General features: G+C 70.8%; 15 protein-coding genes. 8 read left to right on the top strand and 7 right to left on the bottom strand.

Annotated features, from left to right (window positions below):
- Position 1: 1 nt before the first annotated feature.
- From FHR33_RS41360 to FHR33_RS41375, 4 genes are all read right to left on the bottom strand, one after another.
- The gene (locus FHR33_RS41360) at positions 2-895 is read right to left on the bottom strand and encodes an ABC transporter permease (protein WP_183659579.1); all 894 of its coding nucleotides are present in this window, start codon (positions 893-895) and stop codon (positions 2-4) included.
- 64 nt (positions 896-959) lie between these two features.
- A complete protein-coding gene (locus FHR33_RS41365) occupies positions 960-1967 on the bottom strand; it encodes an ABC transporter permease (RefSeq protein ID WP_183659580.1) in 1008 nt (335 codons plus the stop codon).
- Positions 1968-1972: 5 nt separating this feature from the next.
- On the bottom strand, positions 1973-3799 hold the full coding sequence (locus tag FHR33_RS41370) for an ABC transporter substrate-binding protein (RefSeq protein ID WP_183659581.1): 1827 nt from the start codon (positions 3797-3799) through the stop codon (positions 1973-1975).
- 319 nt (positions 3800-4118) lie between these two features.
- On the bottom strand, positions 4119-4877 hold the full coding sequence (locus FHR33_RS41375; protein WP_183659582.1) for an aminotransferase class IV: 759 nt from the start codon (positions 4875-4877) through the stop codon (positions 4119-4121).
- A gap of 60 nt (positions 4878-4937) precedes the next feature.
- Between FHR33_RS41375 and FHR33_RS41380 the strand changes: the two genes are divergently transcribed.
- A complete protein-coding gene (locus FHR33_RS41380; RefSeq protein WP_183659583.1) occupies positions 4938-5369 on the top strand; it encodes a nuclear transport factor 2 family protein in 432 nt (143 codons plus the stop codon).
- A 79-nt stretch (positions 5370-5448) separates the two neighbouring features.
- Here the strand turns inward: FHR33_RS41380 and FHR33_RS41385 are convergent, their stop codons facing one another.
- The gene (locus FHR33_RS41385; RefSeq protein WP_183659584.1) at positions 5449-6657 is read right to left on the bottom strand and encodes a M20 metallopeptidase family protein; all 1209 of its coding nucleotides are present in this window, start codon (positions 6655-6657) and stop codon (positions 5449-5451) included.
- Positions 6658-6719: 62 nt separating this feature from the next.
- On the opposite strand from FHR33_RS41385, the gene FHR33_RS41390 reads away from it, so the two are divergent.
- Together FHR33_RS41390 and FHR33_RS41395 are read left to right on the top strand one after the other, a co-directional pair.
- The gene (locus tag FHR33_RS41390; RefSeq protein WP_183659585.1) at positions 6720-7499 is read left to right on the top strand and encodes an HAD-IIA family hydrolase; all 780 of its coding nucleotides are present in this window, start codon (positions 6720-6722) and stop codon (positions 7497-7499) included.
- 4 nt (positions 7500-7503) lie between these two features.
- A complete protein-coding gene (locus FHR33_RS41395; RefSeq protein WP_183659586.1) occupies positions 7504-8124 on the top strand; it encodes a hypothetical protein in 621 nt (206 codons plus the stop codon).
- Positions 8125-8133: 9 nt separating this feature from the next.
- Here the strand turns inward: FHR33_RS41395 and FHR33_RS41400 are convergent, their stop codons facing one another.
- Complete coding sequence (locus FHR33_RS41400; RefSeq protein WP_221241453.1) at positions 8134-8586, bottom strand: NUDIX domain-containing protein; 453 nt, start codon at positions 8584-8586, stop codon at positions 8134-8136.
- A gap of 65 nt (positions 8587-8651) precedes the next feature.
- On the opposite strand from FHR33_RS41400, the gene FHR33_RS41405 reads away from it, so the two are divergent.
- Together FHR33_RS41405 and FHR33_RS41410 are read left to right on the top strand one after the other, a co-directional pair.
- Complete coding sequence (locus FHR33_RS41405; protein WP_183659587.1) at positions 8652-9581, top strand: acyl-ACP desaturase; 930 nt, start codon at positions 8652-8654, stop codon at positions 9579-9581.
- Between the two features lie 7 nt (positions 9582-9588).
- Entirely contained in the window at positions 9589-11505 is a 1917-nt protein-coding gene (locus FHR33_RS41410; RefSeq protein WP_183659588.1) for an ABC1 kinase family protein, read from the top strand.
- Between the two features lie 3 nt (positions 11506-11508).
- Here the strand turns inward: FHR33_RS41410 and arfB are convergent, their stop codons facing one another.
- Positions 11509-11916, bottom strand: a complete 408-nt coding sequence (gene arfB / locus FHR33_RS41415; RefSeq protein ID WP_183659589.1) for an alternative ribosome rescue aminoacyl-tRNA hydrolase ArfB — start codon at positions 11914-11916, stop codon at positions 11509-11511.
- 122 nt (positions 11917-12038) lie between these two features.
- Between arfB and FHR33_RS41420 the strand changes: the two genes are divergently transcribed.
- From FHR33_RS41420 to FHR33_RS41435, 3 genes are all read left to right on the top strand, one after another.
- Entirely contained in the window at positions 12039-12848 is an 810-nt protein-coding gene (locus FHR33_RS41420) for a hypothetical protein (protein ID WP_183659590.1), read from the top strand.
- Positions 12849-12874: 26 nt separating this feature from the next.
- A complete protein-coding gene (locus FHR33_RS52995) occupies positions 12875-17155 on the top strand; it encodes an HSP90 family protein (protein WP_312895979.1) in 4281 nt (1426 codons plus the stop codon).
- Positions 17156-17217: 62 nt separating this feature from the next.
- Positions 17218-18711 (top strand): alkaline phosphatase D family protein, encoded by a 1494-nt coding sequence (locus tag FHR33_RS41435; RefSeq protein WP_183659592.1) that lies wholly within the window; start codon positions 17218-17220, stop codon positions 18709-18711.
- The last annotated feature ends 20 nt before the right edge of the window (positions 18712-18731 follow it).

Raw genomic sequence — 18731 nt, forward strand, 5'->3', positions numbered from 1 at the left:
CCTACTCCTCGCGCAGCCGGGGGTTGAAGATCTCGTCCATGGCGTCCACCACCAGCACGATCCCCAGCGTGAGCAGCAGGATCGCCAGCAGCGGCGCCAGCAGGTAGCCGAGAGCGGTCGGTGTGATCATGGCGCCGGCCTGGAAGACGGCGAGGTTCAGCATCACGCCCCAGTTGTCCGACTCGTAGGGGAGCACACCCAGGAAGAACAGGCCGACCTGCGCGTAGACGGCGCCGGTCACCGCGATGAGCATGTTCATCGCGATGTAGGGCGCCATGCTGGGCAGCAGTTCCTTGCCGATGATGTGCGTCGTGGACAGGCCGAGCCCGCGCGCCGCCTCGATGAAGCCGCGCTCGCGCAGGGAAAGCGTCTGCGCGCGGACGGCTCGGGCCACCCCGCCCCAGCCGAGCAGGCCGAGCACCAGCCCCATCTGGATGGGGTTGCCGAACTTCCACACCGTCGCCAGCACCAGCAGCAGCGGCAGGCCGGGGATGGTGAGCTTCATGTCGGTGATCCGCATGAGCACCGTGTCCCAGCGACCGCGCTTGAAGCCCGAGTACAGGCCGATCGCGGTGCCGAGGACCACCGTGATGAGGGCGGTCACCGCGGCGCTGAGCAGCACGTAGCGCGAGCCGGTGATGACCAGCGCGAGCACGTCCCTGCCCTGCGGGTCGGTGCCGAACCAGTGCTCCCAGCTGGGCGGTTGGGTGATGGCGTCGGGGTTGTCGGGCAACTGGGCGGGGAAGAACATCGGCCCGAAGACGCCCATGAACGCGAAGCCGAGAATGATGACGACCCCGACCATGCGGCTGGGCTTGCGCTTCATGACGCGCCAGACGCCGTTCCAGAAGTTGCGGCGAATGGTCGCCGAGGTGCTCTCCAGCACGATGCTCATGGGACCTCCTTCGTCGGCCCCATGAGCGAGCTGCTGTGTCTCATTGTTCGTTCGCTTCGCTCACTCACGAGGCCTCCTCCCCGCTGCGGACCCGTGGGTCGATCACGGTGTAGAACAGGTCGGCCACGATGTTGGCCACGATGACCGACACGGTGATCAGCAGGAACGCGCCGCCCATGAGGGCGTAGTCGCGCAGGGTGATGCTGTCGATGAGCAGCAGGCCGAGCCCCGGGTAGTTGAAGATCTTCTCGATGAAGACGGCGCCGCCGAGCAGGAGCCCCAGCGAGAGCGCGAGGATCGTGAACAGCGGCAGGATCGCGTTGCGGGCGATGTAGCGGAAGATGATCGAGCGCTTCATCCCGCGCAGTTCGGCGGCCAGGATGAAGTCGTCACCGAGGACCGTCACGACGCTCGACTTCATGGCCAGGATCCAGCCGCCGTAGGCCGACAGCGCGTACGTCGCTACCGGTAGGACGGCGTGTTCGGCCAGAGAGCCGAGGTATCCGGCGTTGAAGCCCGGCTCGAACAGGATGTCCACCGGCCCGTCGTGAGGCAGGATCGGGATCAGCGTCGCGAAGATGACGACCAGCAGCATCGCCAGCACGTACTGCGGAATGCCGTGCAGCAGCGAGCCGGAGATGGCCAGGGCGTCGCCCAGCTTGCCGGTGCGCTTGATCGCGGCGTACACGCCCAGGATCACACCCACCAGGAAGCTGAGCAGGGTGCCGAGCAGCACCGGTAGAACGGTCCACTTGGCCGCGTCGGTGAGGACGTCGAGGACGGGCGTGCCAGGCCTGGTGACCGAGACGCCGAGGTCGAAGCGGAGCAGGCCGCTCATGTAGTCGACGTACTGCTCGCCCATGGATCCCGACGGCAGGAACCCGTACATCACCTTGGTGGCCTGCATCGCCGCCTCCGGCGACATGCCGCCCTCGACGAGCTTCTCGTAACGGGCGGCGACCGGGTCGCCGGGGATGTTGTTGACGATGAAGAAGCTGATCGTGGCGACCACGAGGATCATGACGAACCCGCGGGCCAGGTGGCCCGCGAGTCGGCGTGCGATAACCGTCATGGGCGCTACTGCTTCGCCTTGACCAGACCCTGCTGGATCCAGACACCCGAGGGAAGGACGCCGGTTCCCAGACGCAGGACCTCGTCGTCGTGGGGCCAGCCGGTGAAGCGGCTGTTGTTGACGAACTGGTTGTTGATGTAGTCCCACAGCTGGATGACCGGGAGGTCCTGGTTGGCGGCCATGGCCAGCTGGCTCATGATCGGCTTGGCCTCGTCGGGGCCCACCGAGTTCAGCTTGGCGGTGAGCTCGCCGGGGTTGATCTTGGCGCCGTCGACCTCGATCTCCTCGGGGCTGCCCATCCAGTTGCCGGACTTGCCCGCGGGGGAGTGCTTGATCTTGCCGCCGACGTTGGCCCAGCCGTTGGAGGCGCCGTAGAGGCGCTGGAAGATGTCGTAGGGCGCGGGGCCGAGCGCGATCAGCCAGAAGCCGACGTCGTACTTACCCGCCGCGAGCTCCTCGAGGTAGACCGGGTAGTCGGCGGTGGTCACGACCTCCGCGTCGATGCCGGCCTTGATGAGCTGGCTCTTGATGTTCTCCTGGGCCGACAGCCAGTCGGAGAAGCCGGCCGGCGCGTGCATGGAGACCTTCCACGGCGTGCCGTCGGCCAGGGTCCACTTGCCGTCCTTCTTGGTCAGGCCGGCGGTCTTGAACTCCTCCTCGGCCTTGGCCAGGTCGGCCTTGTACGGCTCCAGCTTGGGCAGCGTGTCGGGGATCCAGGCGGCGGCGGCCTTCTGGTGGATGCCGCTCGTGGTGGTCGCAGGGGTGCCGCCCTCGGGCGAGGCGACCTTCGTGACCTGCTCGCGGTCGATGAGGTAGGCCAGGCCGCGGCGCACGTGGACGTTGTCGTACGGCTTCTTGCTCTGGTTGAAGGCCATGCTCACGGCCACGGGGGAGTAGCCCTTGATGACCTCGCTGCCCGGCGCGGCCTTGATCCGGTTCATCACGTCGGTCGGAGCGGCGACGAAGCCGGAGTGGTCGAGCTTGCCCTGGGTGAGGTAGTTCCAGATCTGCTCGTTGCCGGTGTAGTTGAGGAACTTCACCTGGGAGGGGGCCACGTTGGCGGCGTTGAAGAAGTGCTTGTTCTTGACCAGCAGCGCCTCGCCGGGGTTGACCCTCTCCAGCACGAAGGGGCCGCCGGCGACGTCCTTCGGCGGCGCGAAGGCGATCACCTTCTGGCCGAGCGCGGTGATCTCCTCGCGGGCCTTCTCCGCCTCGGGACCGTCACCGCGGGCGGTCTTGATCGTGTCCCAGATGGTGGCCGGCACCGCGCTGCTCCACACGTGGGAGGGCAGCACCGTGGTGTCGAGCACGCCGCGCGCGAACTTGGGGCTGGGGTTGGCGGGGTCCTGCGTGATCTTGATGGTCTTGTCGTCGACGACCGTGACCTCGGCCGCCGCGCCCGCCGCGCCGGGGGTGACCGCGAAGGCGGTGCTGCCCTGGGTGTAGGCGAGGGCGATGGAGAGCTTCACGTCCTCGGCGGTCACCGGCTTGCCGTCGGACCACTTGGCGTTCGGCTGCAGCTTGAGCGTGATGGCGGAGTTGTCCGGCTCGATCTCCCAGCTGGCCGCCATGCCCGGCAGCGCCTTGTTGGGGTCGGTCAGGTGGTTGACGACCCACCCGATCTTCATCGTCGTGTAGCCGGGGAAGGCGTTGCCCTTGGGGTTGTAAGGGTTGGCCGGCGCGCTCGCGTCGATGCCGGGCCTGTTCACGTCGATCGTGGTGAAGAGGCCGCCACTGGCGCTCCCACCGCCCGCGGGCTTGTTGTCGGTGCTGCTGCACGCTGTCGCCGTGGCGAGACCGAGCAGCGCCACTACGGCTGCTAGTCGCTTCATGTACCGCTCCGTGGGGGGCTTATCGATGGGTCCGGATAGATCGGGGATTGTCCGGACCCTATGGTCAGCCCGCGGATGCGTCAATAATCTCCAGAGGTTGTGAGGTGAATGTAACTTTCCTTCATCGCACGTCACGCTGGAGAAAGGCTGTCACAGGGGGGTGGGGTCGGACGGCGTGCCGGGGCGCGCAGGGACCTGCGTAGTGTATCCGCTGGTCAGCCGGTGCCGAAGAGCGCGTTGACCCGCGTGTTGGCGGCTTTCGGCGCCGCTGTGATGGTGCCGGTGCAGACGAGGAAGTGCGCTGTCGGGTGGCCTGGCGCTAGATCGTCTCCCATGGCTCGTCGGCGTAGAGCCCGAGCAGGCGGGCGGCGAAGGCGCCGTCGAGCGGGAGCGGCGCGTCCTCCAGTCCGCCCACCATGACCACGCCGTGGGAGCTGGTGAGGAAGACCGACTCGAAGGAGGGCAGGTCGCCGATCGCGACGGGGCGGCGCTCCTGCGGGATGCCTGCGGCCCGCAGGCGCCGCTCCATCACCTGCATGGTGATGCCGTGCAGCATGGGCGCGTCCGGCCATATCACCGCGGCGCCGTCGAAGCAGCCCACGTTGGTGATCGTGCCCTCGGACACCAGCCCCTCCGCCGTGGTGAACAGCGCCTCGTCGAAGCCCCGTGCCTGGGCGCGCGCGCCGTAGTAGCCCTGGGCGAAGCCGCCGGTGTGCTTGATGTGCGGCAGGAAGCGCTGGTGGACGACGGACGTGACGGTCCTGGGCGAGGAGGCGGCCTCCTGGGGCGGCCGCACGGTGACGAACAGGTGCAGCCTGTCGGCCTCCAGCACGTGGACCCGCACGCTGGCGTCGTCGATGTCGTCGCCGAGCGCGGTCCTGATCGAGTCGAGGACCGACCCGGTGTCGAGCTCGGCGTCGTAGAGCTCGCGGTTGGCCGCTTGGAGACGGGCCAGGTGCAGCTCGAGCCCTCTGGCGCGGCGACCGCGCACCTGCATGGCGGTGAAGTGCCCGTTGCGGGCGAGCATGGGCAGGGTGGCGTCGGGCCCGGCGATCCTGCCGTCGATGACCGTGATCACGTGTCCAGGCTACGTTCGCCAGGGGATGCGAAGCTAGCAAGCGTTTGGTTTGATCTGGCCATGGACGAACGTGAGGTGGCCGACCGGCTCGAGATCACCGGGCTGCTGGCCCGCTACGCCAGGGCGATCGACACGGGCCGGTGGGAGGTTCTCTCGGAGGTGTTCACCGCCGACGCGGTGATCGACTACCGGGCGGCGGGCGGGATCGCCGGAGGGCTCGAGGAGGTGCGGGCCTGGCTGGCCGAGGTGCTGGCGCACTGGCCTGGAAGGCTCCACCTGGTCGGCGCGCCGGTGATCGACTTCGCGGACGGCGAGGCCGTGGTCGTCGCGCCGTTCACCGACACGCTCTCGCCCTCCAGGGAGATGGTCGGCGTGGACGCCAAGGGGCTGTGCCAGGGCGGCGGGTGGTACCGCCATCGCATGGTCCGCACACCGTCGGGATGGCGCAGCAGGGAGCTGGTCGAGGAGCAGGCCTGGCGGACCCTCGGGTGAGGCGGCCTCCGCGTGACCAGGCCCGCCCCGCGCGCCCGGGTGGCGTGATGGACGGGCCTTGGCCGGTGACCTCGGTGGGCTATCGGGGGCCTGCCGTACCCGCGGAGAGCCTGGACAGCGCGAGAGAGGCGTAGAGGGCGGCGCCGTCCGGCAGGACGGCGTCGTCGAACTGGGCCTCCGGCGAGTGGTTGTACGGCGCGTCGGCGGGGTCGCGGTCGCTCGGGCACGCGCCGAGGAAGATGAAGGCCCCTGGGACGTCCTCCAGCACGTAGGAGAAGTCCTCCGAGCCCGTGACCGGCTGGGGGGCGACGAAGAAGCGGCCGGGGCCGAACAGTTCGTCGATGGTCCTGCCGGCGAAGGCGGCCTCGTCAGGGGTGTTGACCGTGACCGGGTAGCCCATGCCGAACGAGGCCTCCACGCTCAGGCCGTGGGCCGCCGCGATGCCCTCGACCAGCTGCACGGCGCGCTGCTTGACGCGGGCCCTGTTGTCCTTGCTGAAGGTCCTGATCGTGGCGGAGAAGCGGGCGTCGTCGGGGATGACGTTGTCGACGGTCCCGGCGTGGAAGCTGCCCACGGTCACCACGACGGGGTCGAACACGTCGAAGGTCCTGGTCACCATCGTCTGCAGGGCGGTGACCATCTCGCAGGCGGCGGGGACGGGGTCCAGGGCGCGGTGCGGGCTGGAGCCGTGGCCGCCGCGGCCCTTCACGTGCACGTTGAGCGTGTCGGCGGCGGCCATGATCGGGCCGCCGCGCGAGGCGAACACCCCCGGCGGCAGCATGGCCGAGACGACGTGCATGCCGTAGGCGGCCACGGCGCGCGAGCCCGCGGCGTCGAGGACGCCCTCCTCGATCATGTATTTGGCGCCCTCGTAGCCCTCCTCGCCGGGCTGGAACATGAACACCACGTCCCCCGCCAGCTCCTCGCGCCGCGCCGCGAGCAGACGCGCGGCTCCCGCGAGCATCGCGGTGTGCAGGTCGTGGCCGCAGGCGTGCATCCTGCCCTCGTGCGAGGAGATGTAGGGCAGGCTGTTGCGCTCGGCCACGGGCAGCGCGTCCATGTCGCCGCGCAGCAGGACGGCGGGCCCCGGCCTGCCGCCCCGCAGCACCGCGGTGACCGAGCTGAGCGACTCTCCCGTGCTGATCTCCAGCGGCAGGCCGTCCAGCGCGGCCAGCACCTTCTCCTGCGTGATGGGCAGGTTGAGGCCGATCTCCGGGGTCGTGTGAAGCGAGTGGCGGAGCTGCACGAGCTCGTCCCGCATGTCCTGCGCGGATTCAAGAAGCGACATGCACCACATTCTTCATGTGTCCGCTACGAGCAGGACAAGTAGCTCTTTGTAGGATCGGGAGGATGACTGAGCGTAAGCCCATCCAGAGCTGGCTGTCGGACATGGACGGCGTCCTCGTGCACGAGGGGCACCCCGTCGCCGGGGCCGACGTGTTCATCAAGCGCCTGCGCGACTCGGGCAAGAGCTTCAGGGTGCTCACGAACAACTCGATCTACACCCCTCGCGACCTCGCCGTACGGCTGCGCGCCGCGGGCCTGGAGGTGCCGGAGGAGTCCATCTTCACCTCCGCCCTCGCCACCGCCCGCTTCCTCGACGACCAGCGCCCCGGCGGCTCGGCCTACGTGATCGGCGAGGCCGGGCTGACGACCGCGCTGCACGAGGTCGGCTACGTGCTCACCGACCTCGACCCCGACTACGTGGTGCTCGGCGAGACCAGGACCTACAGCTTCACCCAGATCACCAGGGCGATCAGGCTCATCGAGGGCGGCGCGCGGTTCATCGCCACCAATCCCGACCCCGTGGGTCCCTCGAACGAGGGCTCGCTGCCCGCCTGCGGCGCCGTGGCCGCGATGATCACCAAGGCGACGGGCGTCGAGCCGTACTTCGTCGGCAAGCCCAACCCCATGATGATGCGCCACGCGATCAACGCCATCGACGGACACAGCGAGAGCACCGCGATGATCGGCGACCGCATGGACACCGACATCGTCTGCGGCATGGAGGCCGGCCTCTACACGATCCTGGTGCTCACCGGCGTGACCCAGCGGGGCCAGATCGACCGTTTCCCCTTCAGGCCCTCGCGGGTGGTCGAGTCCGTCGCCGACCTGATCGACCTGGTCTGACGCCGTGCACAGGATCTATCTGGAGCTGGGGCCGAAGAAGGTCTTCGCCTGCTCCCTCGACTGGCCCGGCTGGTGCCGGGTGGACAAGTCGGAGGAACTGGCCATCGACCGGCTCACCGGCTACGCGCCCCGCTACCGGGTGATCGCCGAGCGGGCCGGCCTCGACTTCGAGCCCGGCGAGCCGATGGTCGTCGAGCGGGTCAAGGGCAGCTCCACCACCGACTTCGGGGCTCCCGACGCCGAGCCCGCCGCCGACTCCGAGCCCTTCGACGCCGCGACCGCGGCCCGCGACGTGGCGCTGCTGCGCGCGGCGTGGGCGCTGTTCGACGAGTGCGCCGCCGTCACTCCCGAGGAGCTGCGCAAGGGGCCGCGCGGCGGCGGGCGCGACCGCTCCAAGATGGTCGCCCACGTGACGGAGGCCGAGCGCTCCTACGCCCGCCAGCTGGGCGTGAGGTATCCGCCCTTCAAGTCGGAGGCCGACCTCGAGGCCATGCGCGAGGAGCTGGCGGCGGTCCTGCTGGCGGGTGGCTCGGGCGCCTGGTCGAGCCGCTACGCGGCCCGCCGCATCGCCTGGCACGTCATCGACCACCTCTGGGAGATGGAGGACCGCAGGTCGCCCTCGTAGGCGGGCGCCTTACCGCTTCGCCAGACGAATGAGGCGGGGCAGTGAGGCGATGTGACCGGCCAGGTAATCGCCCAGCACCTCGGGCACCAGGTGCCGGGAGGCGATCTCGGAGGGGTCGAGTCTCAGCCGCTCGACCTCGTAGACGCCGCGGGTGGGGTCGTCCCACTCGGGGCCGTGGCGCAGGGCGGGGTCCATGGAGACCAGGCGGCAGCCGTACACGTGCTGAGTCTTCACCGCGCCCTTGTAGGGATAGGACAGCGTGGTCAGCGGGGTGACGGCGGAGACCACCGCGCCCAGCTCCTCCAGCAGCTCCCTGCGCAGGGTGTGCTCCAGGCTCGCGTCACCGGGTTCGACGTGCCCGCCGGGAACCGACCAGTAGAGCGGCCTGCCGGGGACCGTCCGCCGGAAGAGGACCAGGCGCTCATCGTCGTCGAGTAGGACACCTCGGACACTCGGTTGCATAATGACCCTCCATCTCCCTGAGGTAGCCTAACTTACGGTTGCGTAGCTTGAAGGAGATGATCTTTATGGTGATGAGTCAGACCGAACTCCTGCACGAGCTGGAGCCCGTGGTGGCGGGCGAGCTCGACCGCCACCTCAAGGTGGCCAAGGAGTGGTTCCCCCACGAGTACATCCCGTGGAGCGAGGGCCGCAACTACGACGGCGTCTTCGGCGGCGACGCCTGGCAGGAGTCCGACTCGACCCTCCCCGAGGCGGCCCGCGTCTCGCTGATCGTCAACCTGCTCACCGAGGACAACCTGCCCAGCTACCACCACGAGATCGCGACGACGTTCGGCCGCGACGGGGCGTGGGGCACCTGGGTCGGCCGCTGGACCGCGGAGGAGGGCAGGCACGGCGTCGCCATCCGCGACTACCTGACCGTCTCGCGCGCGGTGGACCCGATCGCGCTCGAACGCGCCCGCATGGTCCACATGGAGGGCGGCTTCCAGACCGAGTACGGCACCATGCTCCAGCAGCTGGCCTACGTCTCCTTCCAGGAGCTGGCCACCCGCATCTCGCACCGCAACACCGGCAGGGCCTCGGGCGACCCCACCTGCGAGCGCCTGCTCGCCAAGATCGCCGCCGACGAGAACCTCCACATGCTCTTCTACCGCAACCTGCTCAAAGCGGCCTTCGACCTCGACCCGAACCAGACGATGCGCGCGATCACCGACGTCGTGACGACCTTCCAGATGCCGGGCTCGACCATCGAGGGCTTCACCCGCAAGGCCATGATCATCGCCCACGAGGGCATCTACGACCTGCGCCTGCACCTCGACGACGTGCTCATGCCCGTCCTGCGCCAGTGGGCGGTCTTCGACAAGAGCGACCTCGACGGCGACGGCGCCAAGGCCCGCGACGAGCTGGCCGCCTTCCTGGAGAAGACCGACGCGACGGCCGCCAGGTTCGTCGAGCGCAGGGAGGAGCGCAGGGCGCGCGCCGCCGCCATGCGATGATCTCCGAATGGCTTTGATGATTGCCATTCCCCTCGCGATCACGTTGATCCTGCTGGCCACGGCGGCGCAGCGCCTGCTCGGCGTCAGATTCGGCGCGGTCCGCACGGCGCTGGCCGCGCTGCTGGCACTCGTGCTCGCCGGGCCGTTCCTGTCGCCCGTCCTCGAGTCCTTCCAAAGTATCGACGTCGGCAAGGACCCCGGCATCGGGCCGATGTGGGTGCTGATCCTCGTCTCGATGTGCGTGGTGCTGATCCCCATGGTCATCCTGGTGATCGGTGAGGCGCTCGTGCCGCCGGGCTCGGTCCCGGGGCCGATCGAGCTGGTCAGGTCGTTGCGCGGGCGCCTGTCCCGCGCCCGCCGTTACTCCCAGATCACCAGGATCGCCTTCAGGCACGGCCTCGGCCCCTATCTGAGGGGCAGGGGCGGCGACCCCGGCGACAGGAGCGGCAGGGCGCGGCTGGCCCGCTCGCTGCGCGAGGCGCTCGACGACGGCGGCGTCACCTTCGTCAAGCTCGGCCAGGTGCTGTCCACCAGGCGCGACCTGCTCCCGCCCGAGTTCATCGACGAGCTCGGGCGGCTGCAGGACCACGTCAACCCCGCGCCGTGGGAGCAGATCTCTCAGGTCGTGGACCTCGACGCGTTCGCCTCCTTCGACCGCACCCCGCTGGCCGCCGCCTCGATCGCCCAGGTCCACGCCGCCCGCCTGCACAGCGGCGAGGAGGTCGTCGTCAAGGTCCAGCGCCCCGGCATCGGGGCGGTCGTCGCCAGGGACCTCGACATCGTCGCCAGGCTGGCCGCCACGCTGGAGACCAGGACCAGGTGGGGCCGCTCGCTCGGCCTCAAGGAGCTGGCGGCCGGCTTCTCCGTCGCCCTGCGCGAGGAGCTCGACTTCCGCGTCGAGGCGGCCAACATGGCCGCGGTCGCGGCCTCGGGCGGCGGCGCGGTGATCTATCCGGCGCCGCACACCCCGCTCTGCACCGAGAAGGTGCTGGTCATGCAGCGCCTGTCGGGCAAGCCGCTGAGCACCGCCCAGGACTCCGAGGGCCCCGCGCTGGCCCGCACGCTGCTCGACTGCCTGCTGCGGCAGATCCTGCTCGACGGCGTTTTCCACGCCGACCCCCATCCCGGCAACATCATGCTGCTGTCCGACGGCTCGGTCGGCCTGCTCGACTTCGGCTCGGTCGGACGCCTCGACGCCTCCCTGCGCGCGGCGCTGCAGCGCTTCCTGATGGCCATGGACAGGCAGGACCCCCTCGGCGTGACCGACGCGCTGCTCGAGGTCGTGCCCAGGCCAGAGGAGATCGACGAGGCGGCGCTGGAGCGGGCGCTCGGCCAGTTCATGGCCAGGCACATGGGGCCGGGGACGGACAGCGCCGTGATGTTCACCGACCTGTTCAAGATCGTCTCCGAGTACGGCCTGTCGATCCCGCCCGAGGTCGCGGCGGTCTTCAGGGCGCTGGCCACGCTCGAGGGCACGCTGGTGCGGCTCTCGCCCGGCTTCAACCTGATCGGCGAGGCCAGGGAGTTCGCCGCCCGCTACCTGGCCGAGCAGATCGGGCCCACCACGGTGAAGGAGGCGGTGGCCCAGGAGGTCACCGCGCTGCTGCCGATGCTGCGCCGCCTGCCCAGGCGGGTGGAGCGCATCGCCAGCGCGGCCGAGCACGGCCGCTTCACGATGAACGTGCGGCTGCTCGGCGACGAGCGCGACCGCCGCTTCCTGACCGGCCTGCTGCACCAGGCGCTGCTGACGGTGCTCGGGGCGACGGCGGGGCTGATGGCGGTGATGCTGCTGGGCACCGAGGGCGGACCCACCGTGATCACGGGACGGATGTCGCTGTACGAGCTGATCGGCTACAACCTGCTGGTGATCAGCTCGATCCTGGTCCTGCGCGTGCTCATCCTCGTCTTCCGCCCGCGCGAGTGAGCGTCAGATCTCGCGGCGCAGGCGCTTGACGTCGGCGCGCTGCTTCTTGGCCGACAGGCGGCGCTCGACCGAGCCCCTGCTCGGCTTGGTGGGACGGCGCCGCTTGGGCGGCGGCGCGATGGCCTCCCTCACCCGCTGGGCCAGGCGCTGAGCGGCGGCCTCACGGTTGCGCAGCTGGGAGCGGTACTCCGACGCCGCCACGGTGATCACCGGGGACGGCAGCCGCTCCAGCGCCCTGGCCTTCAGCGCCTCGGGCAGCGCCGAGGTGGCCGAGAGGTCGAACAGCAGCTCCACCCGGCTGTCGGTGGTGTTCACCCCCTGGCCACCCGGCCCCGACGAACGGGAGAAACGCCACACGAGCTCGTCGCCTGGAATGGCGATCGAGTCGTTGACGATCAACGGGCCTGTCATGCGGAACACCTCCTCTTCCGGAACCGTACCCGGGTGACATATGCCCGCGGCAACGCAATTTTCCCCTGCAACCATTCCGCAAGCCGCCGATGGCACCATTTCCCGAAACGTGGGGAGTGATCATGGCGGGGATCGTCGGTGTGCACGGCATCGGCAAGTACAACTACTACCTCCAGTCCGGCAGGTCCGTGGAGGGCGCGGCGGAGGCGATGCGGGTCAAGTGGAACCGCTATCTCGGGGCAGGCCTCGGGGGCGAGCCTGGCGCCTGCTTCGCCGAGGTGGCCTACTACGCCCATCACCTCAACGACCACGGCAAGGTCAGGCGGGTGGAGGAGATGCGCGCCGCCGAGGAGCGGGTCTTCGTCGAGTGGGCCAGGCAGCTCGGGGTGGGGGAGAGCTTCACCGGCGCGCTGAAGGCGCTCACCGGATGGCTGCTGGCCAGGCTCGACACCAGGGCGGCGGCCTTCGCCGCGCTGTTCTGCCCCGAGGTGGCGGCCTACCTCACCGACGAGGCCAGGCGCGAGCGCTGCCGCCAGGACGTGGCCGAGGTGCTGAGGCGGCGCGCCCCGCGCGTGGTGGTCGCGCACTCCCTGGGCAGCGTCGTCGCCTACGAGACCCTGCACGCCAACCCCGACATCGAGGTGGACCTGCTGATCACCCTCGGCAGCCCGCTCGGCATGCGCAACGTGGTCTTCGAGCGGCTCTATCCCGCTCCCGCGGACGGCAGGGGCGAGCGACCCAAGGGCGTGAAGCGCTGGGTCAACATCGCCGACAGACACGACATCGCGGCCATCCCTCCCGGGCTCGGCGGCTGCTTCACTGGCGTGGACGCCGAGGCGCTGGTCGACCTCGACTGGCTCGACTTCCACACCGTGGAGAAGTACCTCGGCTGCGGCGCACTGAACGCGCACCTACGGCCATTCCTGGCATAGTGACGCGGGTGGAAAATGCCTTTCAAGTGGATCTGCGTGGTGTCGTCGACCTGCTGAGCCGCCACCTCTACTCCAGTCCCCGCGTCTACGTGCGAGAACTGCTGCAGAACGCGGCCGACGCCATCACCGCACGCGGGGAGGGCGAGGGCCGGATCGCGATCGAGGTGGGCGAGGGCGGCCCCGCGGGTCTCGTGCGCGTGCACGACAACGGGATCGGCCTGACCGAGGCCGAGGTGCACACGCTGCTGGCCACGATCGGCCGCTCCTCCAAGCGCGACGAGCTCGGCTTCGCCAGGCACGAGTTCCTCGGCCAGTTCGGCATCGGGCTGCTGTCGGGCTTCCTGGTGGCCGACGAGATCCACGTCGAGACCAGGTCGGTGACCGGCACCCCCACCGTGAGCTGGATCGGCAGGTCCGACGGCACCTACTCGGTGGCAGCCGCGGCCACCGAGCGCGAGGAGCCGGGCACGACCGTCACGCTGAAGGCACGCAGGGACGCCGCAGAATGGGTCGACGAGCGCACCGTCACGGAGCTGGCCGCGCTGTACGGCTCGCTGCTGCCCGGCAGGGTGAGCGTGAACGGCGTCGCCACCACCGTCGAGGGCCCGCCGTGGCTGGCCGCGCACGAGACCCCCGACGCGCGCAGGGCCGCGCTGCTGGAGTACGGCAGGCAGCTGTTCGGGTTCACCCCCTTCGACGTCATCGACCTGGACGTGGCGGAGGCCGGGCTCACCGGCGTGGCGTTCGTCCTGCCCAGCCCCGCCAACCCGACCGCGCGCGCCACCCACCGCGTCTACCTCAAGCGCATGCTGCTCACCGAGCGCGCCGAGGGCGTGCTGCCCGACTGGGCCTTCTTCGCCCGCTGCGTGCTGGACGCGGGAGAGCTGCGCCCGACCGCGAGCCGCGAGGCGCTCTACGAGGACGACCTGCTGGAGCACACCCGCGACCAGCTCGGCCGCCAGCTGCGCGAGTGGCTGGTCAGGCTGGCCGAGACCGACCCCGCCAGGCTGCGCGCCTTCCTGCGCCTGCACCACCTCGGCGTCAAGGCCCTGGCTCTGCACGACGACGACATGCTGCGCCTGGTCGACAGGTGGCTGGAGTTCGAGACCAGCGACGGCCCCATGACGCTCGCCCAGTTCAGGACCCGCCACCCGAAGGGCCGCTTCACCTCGAGCGTGGACGAGTTCCGCCAGCTGTCGGCCGTGTCGGGCGCGCAGGGCGTCGGCCTGGTCAACGGCGGCTACGTCTACGACAGCGACATCTTGCAGCGCCTGCGCCGAATCGACCCCGACGCGGGTCTCGAGCGCCTCGACCCGGGCGAGCTGGCCACCCACCTCGGCCCCGTGGACCCCGGCGCCGACCTGGCGGCCAGGCCGTTCATCACGGCGGCGGCCCGCGTGCTCGACCCGCTCGGCTGCGAGCTGGTCCTGCGCGACTTCGACCCCGCCTCGCTGCCCGCCCTCTACCTGACCAGCCGCGCCGCCGAGCACCAGGCCGAGCTGCGCGAGGCCCGCGAGGGCCGCCGACGACCTGTGGGCCGACGTGCTGGGCGCGATGGAGCGCACGGTCGCCGCCGAGCGCCCCCGCCTGGTGCTCAACCACCGCAACCCGCTGGTGCGGCGCGTGGTCCTGCTCAAGGACCTGTCGCTGGCCGCCACCGCCGTGGAGGCGCTGTACGGCATGGCGCTCCTGCACGGCCACCACCCCCTGCGCGCCGCCGACACCGCCGCCCTGAACCGTTCGTTCCTCGGCCTGCTCGACTGGGCCGTCCTCGGCAAGGAGTGACCATGGCCGACGTGGAAGAGATGCTGGACCAGGCCCGTGAGATGCCGTACGGCGAGGCCAGGTCGATCCTGCTCGAACAGGCGCTCAAGGCCGCCGCCCACGACAGGGAGCTGGCCTTCGAGGTGCGGCTGGAGCTGACCGAGGCCTACCAGTACGGCGCCGAGCCCGCCAAGTCCTTCGCCACCTTCTCCCGCAGCGTCGCCGAGTACGACGCCGACCCGGGGCGCTGGTCGGACTGGCACACCTACAGCCTGCTGTGGCAGTTCAAGTGGATCGCCAGCGACATGCGCCGCTTCCCCGAGATCCCGCTCCAGCGCGCCTACGACGCGCTGGAGGAGATGGAGCGCCGCTACACCCAGGCGGGCTACGGCTCGCACGCCGTCCACACCCAGCGCACCTACGTCGCCGAGCACGTCGGCGACAGGGCCGCCGCCGACGAGTGGTTCCACAGGTGGCAGACCACCCCGCGCGACGACATGTCCGACTGCGAGGGCTGCGACCCCAGCGGCAAGGTCTGGCACCTGGCCTGGATGGGCCGCGACGAGGAGGCCATCGAACTGGCCGCGCCCGTCGTCGCGGGGCACCTGACCTGTCACGTCCAGCCGCAGGGCATCCTGAGCAACCTGCTGCTGCCGTACGTGCGGACCGGCAGGCTCGAGGCAGCGGCGGCGGCGCACCTGCGCGCCTACCGGCTGGTCCAGGGCGACGCCAACTACGTCGACGACTTCGGCGACCACATGGAGTTCTGCGCGCTCACCGGCAACGAGACTCGCGGCCTGGAGATCCTCCAGCGCGAGCTGCCGCTGCTCGACCGCTCGCCCACGCCCAGCGACCGCATGCACTTCGCCGGCTGCGCCGCGCTGCTGCTGCGCCGCCTCGAGCACCTCGGGCACGGCGGGCTGACCGTCCGCCGTGACGGCAACGACGTGCCGCTGGACCGGCTGCGGGCCGAGCTGGAGAGCGACGCGCGCGACCTGGCCGCCCGCTTCGACGCCCGCAACGGCACCGGCGAGCAGACCCGCAGGCTGGAGGCGCGCCTGGCGGCCGAGCCGCTGGTGGAGCACCTGCCGCTGACCCCGCACGCCCGCAGGGTGGCCATCCCCGTCACCCAGCCGGTCGCTCCGCCCCCAGCCGCCGGCCCCGCCGAGCTGCTCGACCTGGCCGAGGAGGCCTGGCGGCGCAGCGACCTCGACGCCGCCTTCGCCGCGTGGGAGCGTTACGACGCCGTCGGCGGCGAGGCGAACGGGCGGCGCACGGACGCGCTCGGGCTGGCGGCCGTCCTGGAGGGCGAGCCGGAGGAGGCCGTGCGGTTGTGGGAGCGCGCGGCCGAGCTGCACGGGCAGGCGGGCGACGAGGTGCGGCGGCAGATCACGCTCGGCAGGATCGGCCTGCTCACCCAGGACGTGGCTCTGGTGGAGGAGACCCACCGGTGGCTGCTCGCGCACGGCGACGAGAGCAGGCGCAGCGGCTCGCTGTCCCGCCTGGCCCAGGCCTACGCGGGGGCCGGCAGGACCGAGGAAGCGGTCGCCGCGCTCCAGGGCGCGAAGGAGGGCACGCTGCTGTCCCTGCTGGCCCAGCTGCAGGCCGACGAGCCCGTCGCGGTGGAGACGGCCCGCGCGGCCCGGCAGGCGCTGAGGGCCGAGGGCGACGTGCTGACCCTCGCCAAGACCGCGCTGCTGCACGGCCGGCTCATCCAGCGGCACGGCGGCGACCTGGAGGAACTGCTCGGCGCCTTCGGCGAGGTGCTGGCCGTGGCGCCCCGCTCGGAGGCGGAGCTGCGCGCCGTCGCGCACGCCTCCAGGGGCGAGGTGCTGGTCATGGTGGACCGCGCCGCCGAGGCGGCCGAGGACCTCATCGAGGCCGTGGCCCTGTTCACCGCGCTCGGCAGCCCTGACAGCGCCGCGCTCGCCAGGGTGGACCTGGCCACCGCCTACCTCGCCACCGGCAGGCCGATGGACGCCGCGGTCACCGCCGAGGAGGCCATGGCGCTGCTCGACCCCGACGACCTGGACAACAGGACGGCCGTCCAGTGGGCCCGCGCCAACGCGCTCGGCCTGCTCGACGACCACGAGGGCGCGCTGGCCGACTTCACCGCCCTGATCCCGCTCTACAAGGAGCCGATGCAGGCCGCCAGGGCCGCCGACTCGGCCGCCAGGGTCCTGGACAGGCTCGACCGCGACGCCGAGGCCGCCGAGGCGTTCGCCACCGCCGCCGGGTACTACGAGGCGGCGGGCAGCTCGGGGGACAGGGGCCGCATGCTGCGCCGCCGCGCCCTCTCGCTGCACTGGGCGGGGGAGAGCGAGCGGGCGCTGGAGGCGGGCGAGCAGGCTCGCCCGCTGCTGGAGGACGAGCCCTTCGAACTGGCCACGCTCGCCTACGACCAGGCTCGCGTGCTGCAGGCGCTCGACCGCAATCCCGAGGCGGTGGCCCGCGCCCGCGAGGCGCTGGAGCAGTTCACCGCGCTCGGCGACTCCGACGCCGCTGAGACCGCGAAGGAACTGCTGGGCTGGCTGGAGGACTGATGTTCATCTCCGCTTGACTCGGCTGTCATGGCCGGGTCAGCGGAGCAGGACATACCTGGGGCGTGGAACGCAGAACCTTCCTCGCCGCGACGGCCGCCTCCTTCCTCCTTCCGCCCTCCCGATCCCTGGCAGGCGACCCCTTCACGCTCGGGGTCGCCTCCGGGGACCCCTCCACGGACGGCTTCGTGCTGTGGACCCGCCTCGCGCTCGACCCGCTCAGCGGCGACGGCAGGGGCGGCATGCCCTCCCGCTCCCTCGACGTCGACTGGCAGATCTCCACCGACGAGCGCTTCTCCAAGGTCGTCAGGTCCGGCACGGCCACCGCCTCGCCCGGCGCCGCGCACAGCGTGCACGTCGAGGCCAAGGGGCTGGAGCCCGGCAGGGAGTACTTCTACCGCTTCAGGAGCGAGGGCCGGCTGTCGCGCACCGGCCGTACCAGGACCACACCCGTCGGCGCGCAGCCGCTCACCTTCGCCGTGGCCGCCTGCGCCCACTACGAGCACGGCTACTACACCGCCTACCGCCGCCTCGCCGAGCAGGAGCCAGACCTCGTCGTACACCTGGGCGACTACATGTACGAGTACGGCCCTAGCGGCTACACCGCGCTGGCGGGCAAGGTCCGCACGCACACCCCGGGCAAGTGCGCCACGCTGGCCGACTACCGGCTGCGCCACGCGCAGTACAAGAGCGACCGCGACCTGCAGAAGGCGCACGCCGTCGCCCCCTGGCTCGTCGCCTTCGACGACCACGAGCTGGAGAACAACTGGGCGGGCCCGGTCTCGAGCACCGGCGCCCCCGGCTTCGCCCGCCGCCGCGCGGCCGCCTTCCGCGCCTACTACGAGAACATGCCGCTGCGCAGGGCCAGCCTCCAGGGCGCGGTGCTGCGGGTGAACAGGCGCGTCTCCTGGGGCACGCTGGCCCGTTTCCACCTGCTCGACACCCGCCAGTTCCGCGACGACCAGGCCTGCATGGACGGCGTGCGCGCCTCCTGCGACGAGCGCCTGTCGGCCCGCCGCACGCTTCTCGGCGACGACCAGCGGCGCTGGCTGTCGGAGGGTCTGCGCTCCTCCACCACCCGGTGGAACCTGCTCGGCCAGCAGATCATGATGGCCCAGCGCGACTACAAGGTCGGCCCGGGACGCGAGGTCAACCTCGACTCGTGGGACGGCTACGCCCCCGAGCGGACCAGGCTGCTCGGCTGGCTCCAGGGGACCTCCAACCCCGTCGTCCTGACCGGCGACGCCCACATGCACCACGACGCCGAGCTCAAGCTCGACTTCGACGACCCCTCCTCGCCCGTGGTCGCCCGCGAGCTGGTCGCCTCGTCCATCGCCAGCGACGGCGACGGCTACCGCGACAAGGCCTGGATCGCCGAGGCACTGGCGGAGAACCCGCACATCTCCTACATCGACCAGCGCCGCGGCTACCTGGCCGCCAGGCTCACCTCCACCGAGCTGTCCGTCGACTTCCGCACTCTCGACTACATCTCCCGCAAGGGCGCCCCCGCGAAGACCACCAAGACCGTCACCATCCACGCCGCCGCCTCGGCCGGATAGACACGTTGGTGGCCTTTCCC

The sequence above is a fragment of the Nonomuraea dietziae genome (assembly GCF_014195505.1).
Taxonomy (GTDB): domain Bacteria; phylum Actinomycetota; class Actinomycetes; order Streptosporangiales; family Streptosporangiaceae; genus Nonomuraea; species Nonomuraea roseola.